The organism is Chitinophaga alhagiae, from assembly GCF_003568665.1.
Lineage (GTDB): Bacteria > Bacteroidota > Bacteroidia > Chitinophagales > Chitinophagaceae > Chitinophaga > Chitinophaga alhagiae.
Genome location: NZ_QXMH01000002.1, coordinates 1,237,045 through 1,253,225 on the forward strand (window position 1 = coordinate 1,237,045; position 16,181 = coordinate 1,253,225).

A 16,181-nucleotide genomic window follows, 5' to 3' on the forward strand; every position below is an offset into this window, starting at 1 on the left:
TATATTAACAATGATTTCTTCACCCTTCTAAAACTGTTTTTATGGACATTCACCCTGTTTGGAAAAAAGTGTTGGAAGAGCTCGATATCTGTAGCTGGTACCACTCGTTGCTGGAAGAGTACCAGGGTACACCGGCCTTTGCAGACCATAGCATTACGGAAGCACACGAAATGATCAGGGAGTTTGGGTACGAAAAAACGACCTATGATGCCAAAAGCGCCGTTTATACCGTAGAAGTGCTGGAAGAAGTGCGCACCGTAAAGGGGCTTGGCTCCGGTATCGCCATTTCCCTGAAAGACGGGCTGATAGACGTGGCCATGGTATTTGACCTTGATCACGACGTGAAGGAAGGCGGCAAGCTGAACCGGCTGTGCGAAGTGTTGGGCCTCCCGCCATCTCCCGGTAAACCATCTTTCACCAACTACAAAGAGTTGTACGCCTTGCTGAAAAAGATCTTTACCAAGTATGACGAAATCAGCAACAAGGTAATAGACCTGTACCTGGAAGAGCCGGCCTCGCTGTCTCGCCTATAACCATGCTCTATGAGATTGATCCCCCTCGTTTTTACGATAGCGCTCGTATGGGCGCTCAACCACAAATGGGGCAGCCTGCCCGCGCTGGGCATGCTTCTCAGCCCGCAACACGGATGCTGGCAGCACGCGGACCCATTAGCCATGGAAACAGAAGAGCAACTGGTTATCCCGGGCCTGAAAGGCCCCGCCCAGGTATGGTTTGATGAGCGCATGGTAGCCCACGTATTTGCCGCGCAGGAGCAGGATGCCTATTTTATCCAGGGTTACCTCCACGCCAAAAACCGCCTCTGGCAAATGGAGCTGCAAACCTACGCCGCCGGCGGCCGCCTCTGCGAAATATTAGGCCCCGGCCTGCTGCAGTATGACCGGCGCAAACGCCGCGAAGGCATGGTGTACGCCGCTGAAAAAGCCGTTTCCGCCATGGAGGCGGACCCGGTGTCCAAAATGCAGGGCGATGCCTATACCGCCGGGGTGAACGCCTATATCCGGCAATTGCGGCCCCGCCAGTACCCGCTGGAGTACAAGCTGCTGGGCTACGCCCCCGAACCGTGGAGCAACCTGAAAACGGCTCTGCTCATCAAGTATATGAGTTACGACCTGGCCTCCAGCGCCGATGATCTGGAGTATACCAATGCCCGCCAGCTATACGGCAAAGCGGACTTTGACCGCATGTACCCGGATTTTACAGACCAGCAGGCCCCCATCATCCCCGCCGGTACGCCCTTTCCCGCACCCTCGGCGCGGGCGGCACCGCCGCCAGACAGCCTGCTGGGTGATATCTATAAAGTGCAAACCGCCGTGCAAGATCGGGACAAAGGCAGTAACAACTGGGCCGTATCCGGCAGCAAAACCCGCTCCGGCGCCCCCATTCTCTGTAACGACCCTCACCTGGAGCTGGGCCTGCCCTCGCTCTTCTACGAAATGCAGATCAAAACCCCTGATATGAACGTGTATGGCGTGTCCCTCCCCGGCGCGCCCGGCATCATCATCGGGTTTAACGACCATATAGGCTGGGGCCTTACCAACGGCTATATGGACGTGCTGGACTTTTACCGGATGAACTTCCGCAACGGCAAAAAAGAATACCGCTTTAACGATGCCTGGCGCCCTGCCAGCCTGCGCGTGGAAGAGATCAGGATACGCGGCCAACAGCCGTACCTGGACACGGTGGCCTACACCGTTTGGGGCCCGGTACTGTATGACAATACCTTCCCCGACCTCAAATCTCACGAAGGTTTTCTGGCCATGCGGTGGACGGCCCACGACGCCTCCAATGAACTGCTCAGTATTTACCGCCTCAACCACGCCCGCAACTACAATGACTACCTGAAGGCGATGGCACTGTGGAACTGTCCGGCCCAGAACTTTGTTTTTGCCGGTAAAGATGCCGGAGACATTGCCATCTGGCACAACGGCCACCACCCCCTGCGCTGGAAAGACCAGGGCAAATTTGTGATGCCCGGCTCAGACAGCACCTACGCCTGGCAAGGCTTCATCCCCCAGGTGGAAAACCCCCACAGCTACAACCCCGTGGAGGGTTTTGTCAGTTCCGCTAACCAGGCGGCTACAGACAGTACCTTCCCGTACCATATGTTCGGTTACTACGACCTGTTCCGCGGCATGCGCATCAAGGAGCAACTGAGCGCCATGCAGGGCATTACGCCGGAAGACATGATGACGCTGCAGAAAGACAACAAGAACCGGCTGGCGGAGGCGGCATTGCCGTTCTTAAGCCAGTACATGAACGCGGCAGGGTTAACCGCGCAACAACGGAAGTACTGGAAAACCATGTTTGCCTGGGATGCCGTCAGCGCTCCGGAGAGCAAAGGCGCCACCCTGTTCCTGCTGTGGTGGGAACAACTGGAAAAACAGATATGGGACGATGACCTGGTACGGGACAGCATTGCACTGGTGCGCCCGCTGGAAAAAACAACGCTCTTCTGGCTGATGCGTGACAGCGCCATGCATTTTGTAGACAACGTCAACACCCCGCAGCGGGAAACCCTGCAGGATGTTGTGCAAACCGCCTTTCAACTGGCCGCGGACTCTGCCGCCGTCCTTGACAAAGCAGGTAAACTGCCGCTGGGCAAATTCCGGGGTACAGACATACGCCATCTTTCCCGCAGCCTGCCCGCACTGAGCCGCATGGGCCTGAACACCGGCGGCGGGCGGCACATCATCAACGCCACCAAGAAAACAACCGGCCCCTCGTGGAGAATGGTGGTGGAATTAGGGAAAGAAACGCGGGCCTGGGGTATTTACCCGGGCGGGCAAAGCGGTAACCCCGGCAGCCGGTATTATGATAATATGGTAGACGATTGGATGGATGGAAAATATTATTCACTGCGTTTATATGACGAACGGAAATCATCAGACGGCATTGTGCAGAAAATATTTTTTACACCTGGAACATAGCAGGGGAGAGGGTTTGAGGGGATGTTTGAATTTTATTTATTGAAATATTTGGCGAAAATAATTTAATACATATCTTTGCAATCCCAAACGAAAACGGGTGATTGATTCCGTAGCTCAGTTGGTAGAGCAATACACTTTTAATGTATGGGCCCTGGGTTCGAGTCCCAGCGGGATCACAAAGGTACGAGTAATCGTACCTTTTTTCGTTTTAATCCGTCCAGTAGCGCGGATTTCACGAAGTATTCGGTACATGTTTGTTCAAGGATGTTCAATCCGTTCGGGTACCTATTCGGGTACCCCTCTTCTCACCTTAATTTTGGTACCCTCGACGTGGATGAACTGAACAGGTTTAGGCTTTTTCTCAACCTTAAACTTTGTACGTATGAAAGTCAATGAAAAACTTTCAATTCTATTTCTGCTGGAAAAATCAAAGATCAGTAAAGATGGCCGGGCTCCTATTACAATCAGGCTAACGATTGATGGTGCGCGGGCGGAAATTTCCCTCGGTCAAAAAATTCTCCCACTCTACTGGAACCAGGAGCACGAAAACGTAGATTTAGATTTGCACCCTGATAAAAAGTTAGCTAAGCAAATATCGCAGGCGGTATCAAAAGCGCAGGGAGAATTAGAAACTCATTTCTTCTTCCTGAGCCAACAATACCCGGAAGTAACTTCTGAATTATTGAAACGTTCCTATACAGGCGAATTGGCGAAAGAAATTAGATGCGCAAAAGAAACTCCTCCCAGCCGCACTTTGCTCCAGGTACTTAATTTCAAATTCAGCAGATTCGCCCGCCTTGTAAAAAAGGGTGACCGTGCGGAAACAACATTGGATAGATGGAAGGTTGTAAAAGGGAAAATCCGCGCCTTCCTGAATTTCAAGTTTAAAAAATGGGATATTCCCCTAACGATTATTGAAGAATCCCTTTCTTCCGATTTTCTTCATTTTCTTCAAACAGAGCAGGGAATTCAGAAGAATACCGCCATGAAATACCTGAAGCAGACTAAAGAGCTCCTCACGATTGCCGAAAACAAGCGATGGCTGGAGAAAAACCCTTGGTGCAGCTTTAAGACTACCTACAAGCAGCCTGATAGATGTTATCTTACGCTGGAGCAGATTTTTTCCATCAGCAAGAAGAAACTAATTACACGGCTCAACCATGTGAGGAATGTTTTCTTGTTTGCGTGCTTTACCGGTTACTCTTTCAATGAATTGCTGCGACTACGTAGGGATATGATTTTTTTAGGAAACGACGGTAAACGGTGGATTAAAATTCAAAGGCAAAAAACTGGTAATCCGGAGTGTCTCCCTCTATTGCCGATTGTGGCTGCAATCGTCGATTCCTATGCGGATGATCCTTATTGTACTGCTAATGACGTACTGCTGCCTGTAAAATCTTACCACAACTATAATGGCTACCTAAAGGAAATTCAGGATCTGTGTGGTATTCCATTTGATCTCACCACACACGTAGCCCGGCATACTTTCGCCACTACCGTTTGCCTCGATCATGGTGTTCCACTTGAGACCGTCAGCCGGTTGTTAGGCCATACAAATATCCGTACTACGCAGATATATGCAAAGATTTCCACCCGCAATATCAGCATGCACATGCAGCGGCTGGAAAAAGTGTTGTTTGATATGGAAGGTGCGTTGCGAATAGTGCATCTTCAGGATATTGTGTTCCTGCCGAATAATGAGATTTCAGTGGCAGTATAAAAAAGGGAGAGATTTACCTCTCCCTCCCCTTATTTATTGAGCAGTCGGTGATTTATACACAAGCGTAAATTCTCGACACCGTTACCTTGCTGAAATGTGGATGACGGGGGTTTATGAGGAAGTTTTGTAAATTTTTATAGTGAAGCGACGGGAAGGAAGCGATTACCGCTACTTCTCCAGCAAGGCATAGCTGTGCGGTTTCAGTGAGGGATGGCAATACTGAACCTCCGGTATATGTTATCAGGGGCTCCGAGATGTATTCCTTATAGGCAGCGCCATTTGCAATTGTGTATTCTACCATACGCATGCTGGACGGTATACGGTGGTATTCCCGAAAAATATGGCTCTCGATCAGTGCGGCGGCCACAGAATCGAAGGCGGAAAAATATGGCAAATTATTATGGTATAAACAACTCTCCAGTACACGTTCGCGGAGTGCGTGCACTTCGATATGGTGTAATATCCGATAGATAATCATAAAAAACTTTTAAAATTGGCCCAAGCGAATTCGATAGAGTAATTCTCTGGTCTTTAGTAAGCCAGGATGTGTACAGGACATAACTAAAGGCGATTGGCCTGCTAGTAATGCTGTTGGTGACTTTAGCCATTCTCTAGCATCCAACGGGTTTGCAAATACTTCCAGTGCATAGCAGTATAGCTCCAACAATGCTCCCACACGATCATTGATCCATGGGTTTAGCCGATCATTCTCTTTCCGAAGGTGCAACGATCTTTGTGTAACATGTAGGAAACTTGCTAAAGTTGGATAATCCAACAACAGCACATTCTTGATGCATACAAGTTGGTTTTTGGTAAATCCCCATTTTATAAGTTTTTCTTTTTCAGAATAATGCATATCTCTATAGTGATGAATGAATTCCATCGGGTTTTCCAAATTGGAGAAAGGGTTAATGGAACTTTCTTTATGCATTAGTATTTCTTCGCTTTTTCGAGGGCGTCCGCGCCTTCTTTTCGCCTCTGGTGAGCTCTTTCCTGTTTGAATTTCGTTAGATTCCATAAACACTTTTTTTAAATTGCTGTATAAATGAGCCAGATAGAAATCCAGCCCCTATGCGTTTTAAACGCTCATTTATGAAAATAATATTGCTATGGCATTGGTTTGTACCGTTCTGCCGGAATTGGCGCCAGTTCCCTGATCCAAGCCACGAGATTATCGTGCTCGTTATTTAGGTCTACCAGATGTGGAATGAAATATTCCCGACCCAAAAACGTAGTGCCGAGATCCTTTAGATGGCCAATATTACCATGTAGGCACCCATAGTACATTAATTTGTTAAAAACTCCACAATCGCCGAAGAATGCATATCCCCATCCATAGATATTTAACATTTGAACTATCGGCTCTGATAGCCTTGAAGAGAACAGTTGTTGCCCTTTTTTAGATGTGAAGGAATGCGATTGAATGCCTGTAATACTATAAAGCATTGCATAACTAGCTTCCATGATCCGGCGAATATCCTCCAGCTGATCTTTTGAAATTCCTTCTTTTACCACATTGAGTTTATCCCATAATGGCAATCTTGAAAAATCAATAATGTCTTGCACGGTATTGAATTTGAATTCCTTTACCGATATTTTACGCTTTTTCGCGTATACTGTTGTTACGGTTGTCATCTGCGTAGATTTTAAAAATTGCTTTAATTAACTTGGTAATATTTGTAGTATAAAATATTGCGTCGACCCGTTGCTCACCATTCCAATCATCCACTACATGGCTACTCATGGCAGTTTGAAGCAACTCTGAGAGTTTTTCTTCAACATCGTGGCGGGAAATGTGCTTCACAAACCCCTTGACTACTTTTTTTGCGGCCTTCTTTTTCATAACAGCAATTTGCATGGTTAGGAATTGCACGGAATGGAGATCCCATGCCGAGTTTGCTTACTTCGGATTAATTGAAAGTAAATTTCAGATCTGCTCCATTAAAAAAATGGGAGATTTAGGTACCTAGGAAAAATATTTCTTGAGATTGGCTGATGTGCCGCGAAGAATTTCAGTTCCCGTTGTGATGAATTTCAGGCAACGGCCTAACTGAAAATGCGAATGCGCGGAACTCCTGCCGCCAGAGAACCCGTAGGACCGGGGTGCGTGGTACGGAACAGGAGCCCACGCGCATCCGCATGGGCCCTTTTCTCTGTCCCCGACCACGCTGTTGCAAAAAACGTCCTACTTTTCTCTGCAGCGGTCGTAGAAAAAAAAGCCAAATATTAGTTTGGGGGAAGGCAAATATATAAGCATCTGCCCTACCTCAACTGATTTTTTTACTATTTCTAAAACAAATATAATGTTTTTCTTGAAATGCACAACGCATTGTGCAAGCATGCCAGAAAAATTTGTTGTTTTCGCGGGATGAAAGACGAAATCATCCTTAAATTTTTTGCTGAGAAAGTGAGGTCGATTAGAGATAAGAAAAATCTAACGCAGGAACAGTTGGCAGCACTTGCCGATACCGGGCGTAATACAATAAGCAATATTGAAAATGAGAAGTTTGAACCCAAGCTCTCCACTATATGCCGGATAATTTGGGCGTTGGAGATGAATCCGAATGATTTTTTCCCGAAGTCTGAGTAATCATTGGTAATGTCAAACCAGCCAAAACGACACCATTTTGTTCCAGAATGCTATTTAAAGCATTTTATTTCAGGTACTCATTTACAGGTACTGAATATTCGCAATGTTCAAAAATGGGGGAAAATAGATATTGAGCCCAGGCAACCCGCAGGCATTTGTTATATCGAGCATTACTACACTATTCAACCTTCAAAGGAAAATGTAACTTTCAATCTAACCCGATACCCTAAACTATATATTGAAGTTGATCTTTTTAGAATTTTAGAAGGCATTTATAGTGAATTGGTTCGAAATCTTATAGGTTCGACTGAAATTAACCGTGATGATGCGATAAGAATTTCTGATTTTATTATTCAAATTAAAATTCGAAATCCGAAATGGAAAGATACAATGACGGATATCTTACGTACGTCTATCGATAATATAGTTCAATCAATAATTGAGAATCCAGATTATTCGGAAAAATTTAATACAAAAGATCCTGAAATACTAGAAGCAATCGGCAAACTTGCGAAGGATCGTATTTTGAGCGAACCTGCATTAATTGAAAGAGCTCAGCAAATGAGTATTATTGAAAGGTATGAGGAAGCAAGCAATAGAAATTTCGAATTTAGAAAAGCGATTGTAGATAGCAAATGGTCGTTGCTAACTGCGCCAAAAAAAGGCCCTTTTTTTATCACAACAGACAATCCTGGAGTTGGCGTTCATAATAATAAAATATTCAATACGAATTTCGTCGAAGGTGAATTCTACTTCCCAATTTCATATATGCATTGTCTAGTAATTCATAATGTAGAGCAAGATTATTGCTTTTCAGATAGTGCCCCCCTAAAAAAAATTGTAGTACAAGTTGCTGATAGCAACACGGTATTTCGCATCAATGATTTCATAATTCAAACTGCTGATAAACTTATCATTGCCAGTGATGATTGGTATTTATCCCGTATGGCCAAGAAGAACCTCCCCCCAAAGCCAACTCTTAGAAAATAGGAGCATTTATTTTTTCCTAACTAGGAACCCCACTATGAAAGCTGCCCTCCCCCTGCCTATACTTTTGGGGAAAGAACTATGCGGCAGCAGTCTCCACCAAAGCCATCCGAGCGCCCGCCCTTACGCCGGGACCAGATCGTTACCGTTGAAGATCTTGAGCTGTTCCAACAGGAACTTCTCCTGAAAATCCGCCACCTGTTCACCGAGTTTTCTACCTCTTTTGCCGATGGCCGAAGTTGGTTGAAGACGGCGGAGGCGCGTCAAAAACTGAAGTGCGCCCGAACTACCCTCCACACCTGGCGGGCCAACGGAACCATCCCCTTCACCAAAATGGGAGGCACAATTCTCTACAGCGCCGAGGCCATTGAAAAGGTTTTACTGCAACGCATGGTGCAACGCAAGAAATCTATTCCATAATGCCAAAACGTCATTTCCATGAAAGAGAACTATGATGGAGGTGTACCTCCTCGGTATGAGCAAGTGCTTATCTACTTCCAGCAAAAAGGGTTGTCGGATCAGGAAGCACGGGATTTTTTCCTGTTTTATGAATCCAAAAACTGGCGCAACTCCAAAGGCGAGGAAATTCCCCGCTGGAAAGCGGTAGCCTATCGCTGGGCTATGCAAGCCGTTTCCCTACAACCGTGGTTATTCAATCGGCACCTTAACTGAATTCCGTTACGCATAAAATTTCATAGCTATGTGGGTTATCCGGAAATTTCCTGAGGCATGGGGTATTTACGATGAGGATACAGGCTTTGCCCGTATTCTAAACGAAAACGAAGTTTTTCTCATCGTAGAAGAGCACCCTCAACTATTGGATGAAGCCGTTAGGATGATCCTCGTACCCGAAATCGCCTCCTTCGATACGGGACTACCCGGTAGTATAAACGCTTGATTTTTCCCTCGGAAAAATTGCCATGCAACCCTGCAACGGGAAGGAACTGTGCAGCTGCCGGCGTAGGCGTTTGTAGGGTTGCCCTGCCTGCTGCGGCAGGGAGCAAGATGTATTGTTGTGTACAACAACTCCTTTGCCTGTGCCGGCAAAGGGCATAAATGCTTAACTGAAAACCGATGGTTAGGAAGAAAACGCCTGAAGACGAAGCACTGGTCCATATCATCAAAACCAGAGTTACCCGCCAGAAATTCGCCGAGCTACAGCAGCTTTTGGCGAAATCTGTGCACGGGGAAATGGCCGGTTTGCTGCGGGATATTCTGCATCACCGTACCATCCGCACCGTTGTACACGATCAAAGTTTGGATTTGGTGATGGAGGAACTCGCCGCACTGCGCGGAGAGATTCGGGCTATTGGTGTGAATATTAATCAGATAACGAAGCATTTTAATACATACGGTGAAAGCAGCAGGCGGGAATTTTACGCACGCACCGCCTTTGACCGGTACGCCGCGATGGAGCCAAAGATTAATCGGATTATAGAAATCGTTACCCAACTGGCGAAAATATGGTTGCGAGAATCTCCAGCGGCAGGTCGATAAAGTCGGCGCTCCACTACAACGAATCTAAACTTAGCGCCGGAAAAGCTACCCTGCTTTTGGCATCACGCTTCGGATGCAACGCAGACGAATTGACAGCCCGGCAGAAACTATCGCGATTTGAGGCACTCACTGGAAAGAATATAAAAGTGAAAACGAATACATTGCACATATCGTTAAATTTTGCGCCCGGGGAGCAATTGGCTCCGGCTACATTGCAGCACCTGGCGGCAGAATATATGCAGCGCATCGGATTTGCTGAGCAGCCTTACCTCGTTTACCAGCATTACGATGCCGGTCACCCGCACATTCATATAGTAACAACAAGCATTCGGGCAAACGGCCGGGCCATCAGCCTGCACAATATAGGGCGGGAAAGATCGGAGCCGGCCAGGAAAGCGCTGGAACATATCTATGGTCTTACAGTGGCAGAAGGCCGGCGGGAAAAGCTGGAGCTGCCAGCGGCTCCAGTTCCCGTATCCTATGGGAAAAGCGAAACGAAGCAGGCGATATCTAACATTGTTCGGGAAGTTTGCGGCACTTACTGTTATACTTCCCTGGATGAGCTGAATACCGCCCTGCGGTTCTACAACGTAACCGCGGATCGAGGAAGGCCAGGTAGCCTTTGCTGGAACCGCGGTGGGCTTATGTTTTCCGTAGTGGATAAGGATGGCTGTAAAGTAGGGATTCCCATTGCAGCAAGTAGCATTTACGGAAACCCTACCCTGAAATCGCTGGAACGAAAAATGGAGGTTAACCGAATCGCAGCAGTATACAAACGTAAGCGTTTGCGTAACGCAGCAGAGCGGTTAATAGCCGGGAAGTCACCAGCTGCAGTCAGGGAACAGCTGACCCGTAACAATATTACTTATCACCATACCAGCAGTAACGGTGAGACGGACCTCCTCCTGATCGATCACAGGAACAGGGCAGTTTTTTCCTTACGCGCAGAAGGATTTGATATTGCAACGGCAAAAAACCTACTTCAGCAAGGAGAAACGGACAATCATTCAAAGGCTACTTCGCTCTCTATTCCTTATAGCACAGCCTCATCTGCACTGAATATATCGGCCGGCCTACTCCGGGAACTTACCGCCGATGCTCATGCCAATGCCGAATTCCTGCCCGCGGAACTAATGGGTAAGAAAAAGCGGCGGCGGAAATCTTAATCAACTTCAAACTTTTCATTAATGTCTAATGGTGAAAATGCACAGGCGTTACGCTCAATATTGGATTTCATCCGGTTGGGGTCGGTATTTGTTATGCTGATTCATTTTTACGCTGTGTGCTTCCCACTCTTCGTAGAAATGGGTTTGTCCGCGGAAATGCTGGACAGGTTTACATACGACCTATGCCGCCGCCTTCCCATGTTTGGCACTCCCACGGCCGAAAAGACTTCCGCACTTGCGCTGCTGGCCATAAGCATGCTGGGTTCTAAAGGGCGAAAGGATGAAAAAATGCGGCTACAGCCGGTTATTGCTGCATTGGTTTGCGGATTACTGCTCTTATATGCAACAACCGCCATACTACGTGCGTACGATAGCCTGCGTATGCAGCAGGTATATATCACGGTAACATCGGCGGCATTTCTCGCCATACTTTATTCCGGCTCCCGCCTAAGCAGGTACATCCGCCTCCGCTTCCAGGATGATATATTCAACGAAAAAAATGAATCCTTCCCTCAGTGCGAAGAGTTAATTGAGAATGAATATTCGGTTAACCTCCCTGCCAGATATCAATTCCGGGGTAAATACCGCTCCAGCTATATTAACCTGCCATGCGTTTTTCGTGGCACGTTAATTTTGGGTACGCCCGGCAGTGGCAAGAGCTACTATTTTATTAACGAAATCATTCGCCAGCACCTAAAGAAGGCGTTTCCCATGTTCATTTTCGACTTCAAATTCCCCACCCTTAGCCAGCTGGCATACAATTACCTATTGGAATACGCAGAAAAATTTCAGATCAAACCGCAGTTTGTAGTAATCAACTTTGATGATTTATCCAGAACACACCGTATTAATGCGCTGCCGCCCGAGCAGATGGTGGATATTTCTGATGCTACAGAAAGCAGCCGCACCTTCATGCTGGCACTCAATAAACTGTGGGCTCAAAAAATTGGCGAGTTCTTCGTGGAATCGGCAATCAATTTTTGCACCGCCCTTATTTGGTTTCTAAAGAAATATGAAGATGGTAAATATTGTACGCTTCCGCACGTAATTGAACTCTCTCAAATCGAGTACCCAAAGCTGTTTCCGGTACTTTCCCTCGAAACCGAAATCTCTGTACTGATAAATCCTTTTACCAGCGCGTTGAAGCACAAGGCCAATGAGCAATTAGAAGGGCAAATTGCTTCCGCTAAAATTGCTATGGCCAGGTTGGCATCCCCTGCTTTGTATTACGTGCTCAGTGGCAACGATCACGACCTGGATCTGAATAATCCAGCTGCCCCAAAAATAATCTGCGCGGGCAGCAACCCGGCTAAGCGCCAGATATACGGCGCCGTGCTTTCGCTGTACGTAGAAAGAATGTTGAAGCTGGTTAACCAGGCCGGCAAATTGAAGTCCTCCCTGGTATTTGACGAATTCCCTACGATATACGTGCCCAATATCGATACCCTGATAGCTACCGCCCGGAGCAACAAAGTAGCCACCACGCTGGGCGTACAGGATATGGCACAATTGATACAAAGCTATGGAAAGGAAAATGCCGACGTAATAATGAACATTACCGGCAACATTATCAGTGGCCAGGTTATGGGAGATAGTGCCCGCCAGCTGTCGGACCGTATTGGTAAAATCATGCAGGAACGGGAATCTTTATCCATTAATTCTTCCGAAACATCGGTCAGCCGTAGTACCCAGCTGGAAACGGCTGTGCCGCCTTCAAAAATTGCTATGCTCAGCAGCGGGCAGTTTGTTGGTTTGGTAGCCGATGAGCCCAGCCGGCCAATCCGGCTGAAAGCCTTTCATGCAGAGGTTGTGAAGGATCATGAGGCCGAACATACAAAGGAAAAGAATAGCATCCCCATTCCTTCTTTCCGCAATGTTACAAAGGCAGATGTAGATGAGAATTTCCAGCGGGTAAAAAGTGATATCGAAAATTTGATTGAAACTGAACTCACGCGGATAAAGGCTAGTCCTGAATACCAGGAGATAATTGCTACAAGGTCTGCTGAAGGGCAGCAGGCATTGAACTTGTAATTTTTTCACCAAATAAATGTGAATACCATGGAACAAGCAAATTTTATGTACCTCACCGAAGAAGTGCTCCCTTCGCTTGGCTTCGGTGAAATTTTAGACGAACGTTTGCATCAGTCGATGAAAATGGGTCTTGAGAAGATTGAGTTGAAGGTGCGCGATCAGCAACCTAGTGGAGAATATTTATACAACGTAGTGTTGGAAAAACAGAAGGTAAATCCTGAAGATCCGGAACGTGAGCGCCGTTATTACGCCAACCGTGTGGAGGTTACGTTTAAGATGAATGGTGAGAAGGAAGCCCGCCAGCATACTTTTGGCCTGTATAAACAAAAAGGGCTTCCCCTTAACCAGATGCGCAACCTCATGAAAGGGAACTATGTACACAATTCTTACTGGAAAGAAGGTGTACAGAAGCAGCGGTGGCAATATGTGGATTTTTCCAAAACCACTGAAGAGGGTGTACACCCTATGAAGAGCATTTGGGCTGATTCCATAGAATGGAACCTAGCGAAAGAACTTTCCGCACTTCCGCATGTAAACGCACTTTCTGCGGACGTAAAGGAGGATCTTCTCCGGGCTATGAAAAATGGTGATAATGTGGCCGCCTCTATCAAAATGGATGGTAGCAGGCAAAATGTAATGCTGCGTGCAAACCCTAAGAAGTCTGCCATCGAAATTTTCAAACCGGATGGTGAGAAGATTTCACTAGGTAAGAAAACGGGGCTTTCTGTAGTTAACGATGGGCAGATGGGCTCAAAGAACCTGAAAGCTGCATCGGAATTGGTTACGGATGCGTTTGACGACGATTCTGGCTCGAAGAAGAAAGTAAAGCGCGGATGATGTTTATATACAAAGCCGGAATCATTATAGGTTCCGGCTTTTATCGTTATAACCCATTCCGAGCTACATCAGTTTGGCGTTGAATCAATATCACAAACGTGTTTGTGGGTAAGGATTTTAGCGAAACAGCAGTTGGATTTATTGATAAAAGTGAATAAATTCACTTTATAACCATATTTAAATTATTGAAATTTATTATCCAATTTATTTAAGGCATACCAACGGAAACCGATACTAACCCAAAACTTTCCATTATGAAATCATGGCAGCATCTTGAGCGTAAAGGTATGGTTGAGCCCGTACCGCTTGAAATTCAAGAACAAATGTTTGGTGCGCTTTTCCAAACTGTGAAAGAAATGCATCCCAATATGACAGATGAATTGGCGCAGGAAATCATGGAGAGATGTGAAGTCGTACGTTTTAAAAAGAAAACTACAATTCTGGATTATGGCGAAACTTGCCGCCACGTTTTCTTTACTGGTCAGGGACTGGTACGTGCTATTTTTCTTCATAACGGGGTGGATCAAACGTTTTGGTTTATGGGCAAAATGGATTTTGTGATTTCAGTTAGAAGTTTTTATCGCCAACAACCCAGTACAGAGAGGCTAGTTGCTATGGAGGATACAGACTGCATAACTATCCACTGGGATGATCTTGAGTATTTATATGATAAATATGAGAGTTTTAATAGGGTTGGAAGGTTACTAACGCAATTTTACTACGATCAGGCAATGGAACGGATGAAGTGGTTTTACTTTTCGGCTAAGGAGCGATACCAGATGTTGTTTGAGGAATATCCGAAATTTTTCGGGAAAGTGCCTGATGCAACGTTGGCATCTTACCTTGGAATTGATAAAGCCACCTTGAGCCGCATCAGGAACGCATTAAACAGAGAAAATTGATGACAAATGTCAACGTGATTTTATTTTCAGGCCCGTAGTTTTGAGTTATAAAACCTTTTACTGTTATGAAACCATATCTGATCGTAAGCCCCCTGCTACGGCCCATCTGGCTAGTGGCACTACTCCTCCTTTCTTTGCTCGCTTGCCAAAAAAGCGACACGCCCACTGAAAATATCAGACCTGGGCACACATTTACGAATTTACCAGACAGTGCAGACAGCCGGCTCAGCTCGTACACCGATTCCTTGCTCGTTAGTGAAGCTGCAAAGCCTTGGATGGACAGTGTAACGAATGCCGTGGGTAAGCCAAACTGGAAGCTGGCTGCATTCGGCGTGCAAGGTACTACACCTTCCGTAATGGTTCCCCTCATAAATTACGAAGCCCGCCAGGTAACCGGCCTACTCGTAATGCTTATGGGAGAACAATTCCGCTTCCGCATATTCGATTCCCGTAAGCCGGAACGATATGGGTTTAATAACGGAAGAAACCGGGCCAACGCCCGGACTGTATTCATTGCAGCGGATTTATTCAACCAGAAAGCATTTCCAGACAAGGGCCCTGCCGCAATCGGCCCCTGCCTGATGACCCGAAAGGAAAAGGAGCATTTTGATAACGCCAGGAAGACCGGCGGCTCATTTACGCCCATGGTAAAGGCTGCGGGATACGCCATGTCCATTACCTGCTACACCACTATGGCTTGTACTGGTGATGGCTTTGGTAACTGCGTAGGAAACATTGTATATCATACGGATTGTGTGTACAACTACATTTGGGTGGACGATGGTTCGTGGGGCTCTTCCGGGGGTAACGGCGGTATAGAGGGTGAAGGCGCAGGTGGCGGCGGTGGTGGTGGCACGCCACATGCAGGCCCTCCAGATCCATCGGAACTGTGCGGTGTACCTACTCCTGTAAATCAGGGGCCGGTTGCAGTGCTGCCGCCCTCCAAGCCCATTGAAAATGTGAAGCAGTACATTTCATGCTTTGATGCCCGCTCTGGTGCGCGTATTACCTTCTATGCGGACCAACCCGCACCTGGTAGCGATGAGCCCTTTGCCGTTAAGGGAAAAGTTGGGCATTCCTACATCACGATCGAGCAGTTTACCGGTGGCCAGGTGGTACGTCGCACTTTAGGATTCCACCCATACCAGGCTGTTTCGCCGTTCTTCACTAAAGAAGGGAAAAGCCAGCTTGGTGATGATTCAGGGAAGCCGTACGATGTAAGGCTGGATGTAGATATAGATGGGGAAAAGCTCAATAAAGTGTTGTTAATGATTGAGCAGTACAATCCGCATTACCACCTGGAAACCTATAATTGTACTAATTTTGCATTAGATATCTCCGATGCATGTGGAATAAAAATACCGCGTACAAAAGGCTGGTGGCTGGTTGGCTCGGGATTGAACCCTGGTAATTTTGGCTACGATCTGGCAAAATTACGTGGTGCGATCGTTGGGCAAGGCCAATCCGATGATAACGAAGGAGACTGTAACAAATAAACCATTT

At 46.7% G+C, this 16,181-nt stretch carries 16 protein-coding genes and 1 tRNA gene; 14 read left to right on the top strand and 3 right to left on the bottom strand.

Annotated features, from left to right (window positions below; all coding sequences use genetic code 11):
* The first annotated feature begins 41 nt into the window (after positions 1-41).
* The 4 genes from D3A97_RS15950 to D3A97_RS15970 all read left to right on the top strand — a co-directional run bounded on the left by D3A97_RS15950 (position 42) and on the right by D3A97_RS15970 (position 4,668).
* A complete protein-coding gene (locus D3A97_RS15950) occupies positions 42-533 on the top strand; it encodes a hypothetical protein (RefSeq protein WP_119079457.1) in 492 nt (163 codons plus the stop codon).
* 9 nt (positions 534-542) lie between these two features.
* Positions 543-2,948 (top strand): penicillin acylase family protein, encoded by a 2,406-nt coding sequence (locus D3A97_RS15955; protein WP_119079458.1) that lies wholly within the window; start codon positions 543-545, stop codon positions 2,946-2,948.
* 103 nt (positions 2,949-3,051) lie between these two features.
* A tRNA-Lys gene (locus D3A97_RS15960) sits at positions 3,052-3,124 on the top strand.
* Between the two features lie 206 nt (positions 3,125-3,330).
* Positions 3,331-4,668, top strand: a complete 1,338-nt coding sequence (locus tag D3A97_RS15970) for a site-specific integrase (protein WP_119079460.1) — start codon at positions 3,331-3,333, stop codon at positions 4,666-4,668.
* A 487-nt stretch (positions 4,669-5,155) separates the two neighbouring features.
* On the opposite strand, the gene D3A97_RS15980 is transcribed toward D3A97_RS15970, so the two are convergent.
* From D3A97_RS15980 to D3A97_RS15990, 3 genes are all read right to left on the bottom strand, one after another.
* Positions 5,156-5,686 (bottom strand): antitoxin Xre/MbcA/ParS toxin-binding domain-containing protein, encoded by a 531-nt coding sequence (locus tag D3A97_RS15980; RefSeq protein WP_119079462.1) that lies wholly within the window; start codon positions 5,684-5,686, stop codon positions 5,156-5,158.
* Between the two features lie 89 nt (positions 5,687-5,775).
* Positions 5,776-6,303, bottom strand: coding sequence for a hypothetical protein (locus D3A97_RS15985; protein WP_198674012.1), 528 nt, complete (start codon positions 6,301-6,303; stop codon positions 5,776-5,778).
* A complete protein-coding gene (locus tag D3A97_RS15990; RefSeq protein WP_119079464.1) occupies positions 6,266-6,511 on the bottom strand; it encodes a hypothetical protein in 246 nt (81 codons plus the stop codon). The genes D3A97_RS15985 and D3A97_RS15990 overlap by 38 nt, the downstream gene beginning before the upstream one ends.
* Positions 6,512-7,036: 525 nt before the next feature.
* Here D3A97_RS15990 and D3A97_RS15995 point away from each other — a divergent pair.
* From D3A97_RS15995 to D3A97_RS16045, 10 genes are all read left to right on the top strand, one after another.
* Positions 7,037-7,258, top strand: a complete 222-nt coding sequence (locus tag D3A97_RS15995) for a helix-turn-helix transcriptional regulator (RefSeq protein WP_157986580.1) — start codon at positions 7,037-7,039, stop codon at positions 7,256-7,258.
* Between the two features lie 9 nt (positions 7,259-7,267).
* A complete protein-coding gene (locus D3A97_RS16000) occupies positions 7,268-8,248 on the top strand; it encodes a DUF4238 domain-containing protein (protein ID WP_119079466.1) in 981 nt (326 codons plus the stop codon).
* A gap of 78 nt (positions 8,249-8,326) precedes the next feature.
* Positions 8,327-8,665, top strand: a complete 339-nt coding sequence (locus D3A97_RS16005; protein ID WP_119079467.1) for a helix-turn-helix domain-containing protein — start codon at positions 8,327-8,329, stop codon at positions 8,663-8,665.
* Positions 8,666-8,683: 18 nt separating this feature from the next.
* Positions 8,684-8,917 carry a hypothetical protein gene (locus tag D3A97_RS16010; protein ID WP_119079468.1) on the top strand — a complete coding sequence of 78 codons (234 nt, stop codon included), beginning with the start codon at positions 8,684-8,686 and terminating at the stop codon, positions 8,915-8,917.
* Positions 8,918-9,319: 402 nt separating this feature from the next.
* The gene (locus tag D3A97_RS16020; RefSeq protein ID WP_119079470.1) at positions 9,320-9,742 is read left to right on the top strand and encodes a plasmid mobilization protein; all 423 of its coding nucleotides are present in this window, start codon (positions 9,320-9,322) and stop codon (positions 9,740-9,742) included.
* Positions 9,709-10,908 (top strand): relaxase/mobilization nuclease domain-containing protein, encoded by a 1,200-nt coding sequence (locus D3A97_RS16025; RefSeq protein ID WP_119079471.1) that lies wholly within the window; start codon positions 9,709-9,711, stop codon positions 10,906-10,908. Before D3A97_RS16020 ends, D3A97_RS16025 begins: the two co-directional genes overlap by 34 nt.
* Positions 10,909-10,929: 21 nt before the next feature.
* Positions 10,930-12,939 (top strand): conjugal transfer protein MobC, encoded by a 2,010-nt coding sequence (gene mobC, locus D3A97_RS16030; protein WP_119079472.1) that lies wholly within the window; start codon positions 10,930-10,932, stop codon positions 12,937-12,939.
* Positions 12,940-12,966: 27 nt separating this feature from the next.
* On the top strand, positions 12,967-13,776 hold the full coding sequence (locus D3A97_RS16035) for a hypothetical protein (protein WP_119079473.1): 810 nt from the start codon (positions 12,967-12,969) through the stop codon (positions 13,774-13,776).
* 254 nt (positions 13,777-14,030) lie between these two features.
* The gene (locus tag D3A97_RS16040; protein ID WP_119079474.1) at positions 14,031-14,678 is read left to right on the top strand and encodes a Crp/Fnr family transcriptional regulator; all 648 of its coding nucleotides are present in this window, start codon (positions 14,031-14,033) and stop codon (positions 14,676-14,678) included.
* A 65-nt stretch (positions 14,679-14,743) separates the two neighbouring features.
* The gene (locus D3A97_RS16045) at positions 14,744-16,174 is read left to right on the top strand and encodes a hypothetical protein (protein ID WP_119079475.1); all 1,431 of its coding nucleotides are present in this window, start codon (positions 14,744-14,746) and stop codon (positions 16,172-16,174) included.
* Positions 16,175-16,181: the final 7 nt, after the last annotated feature.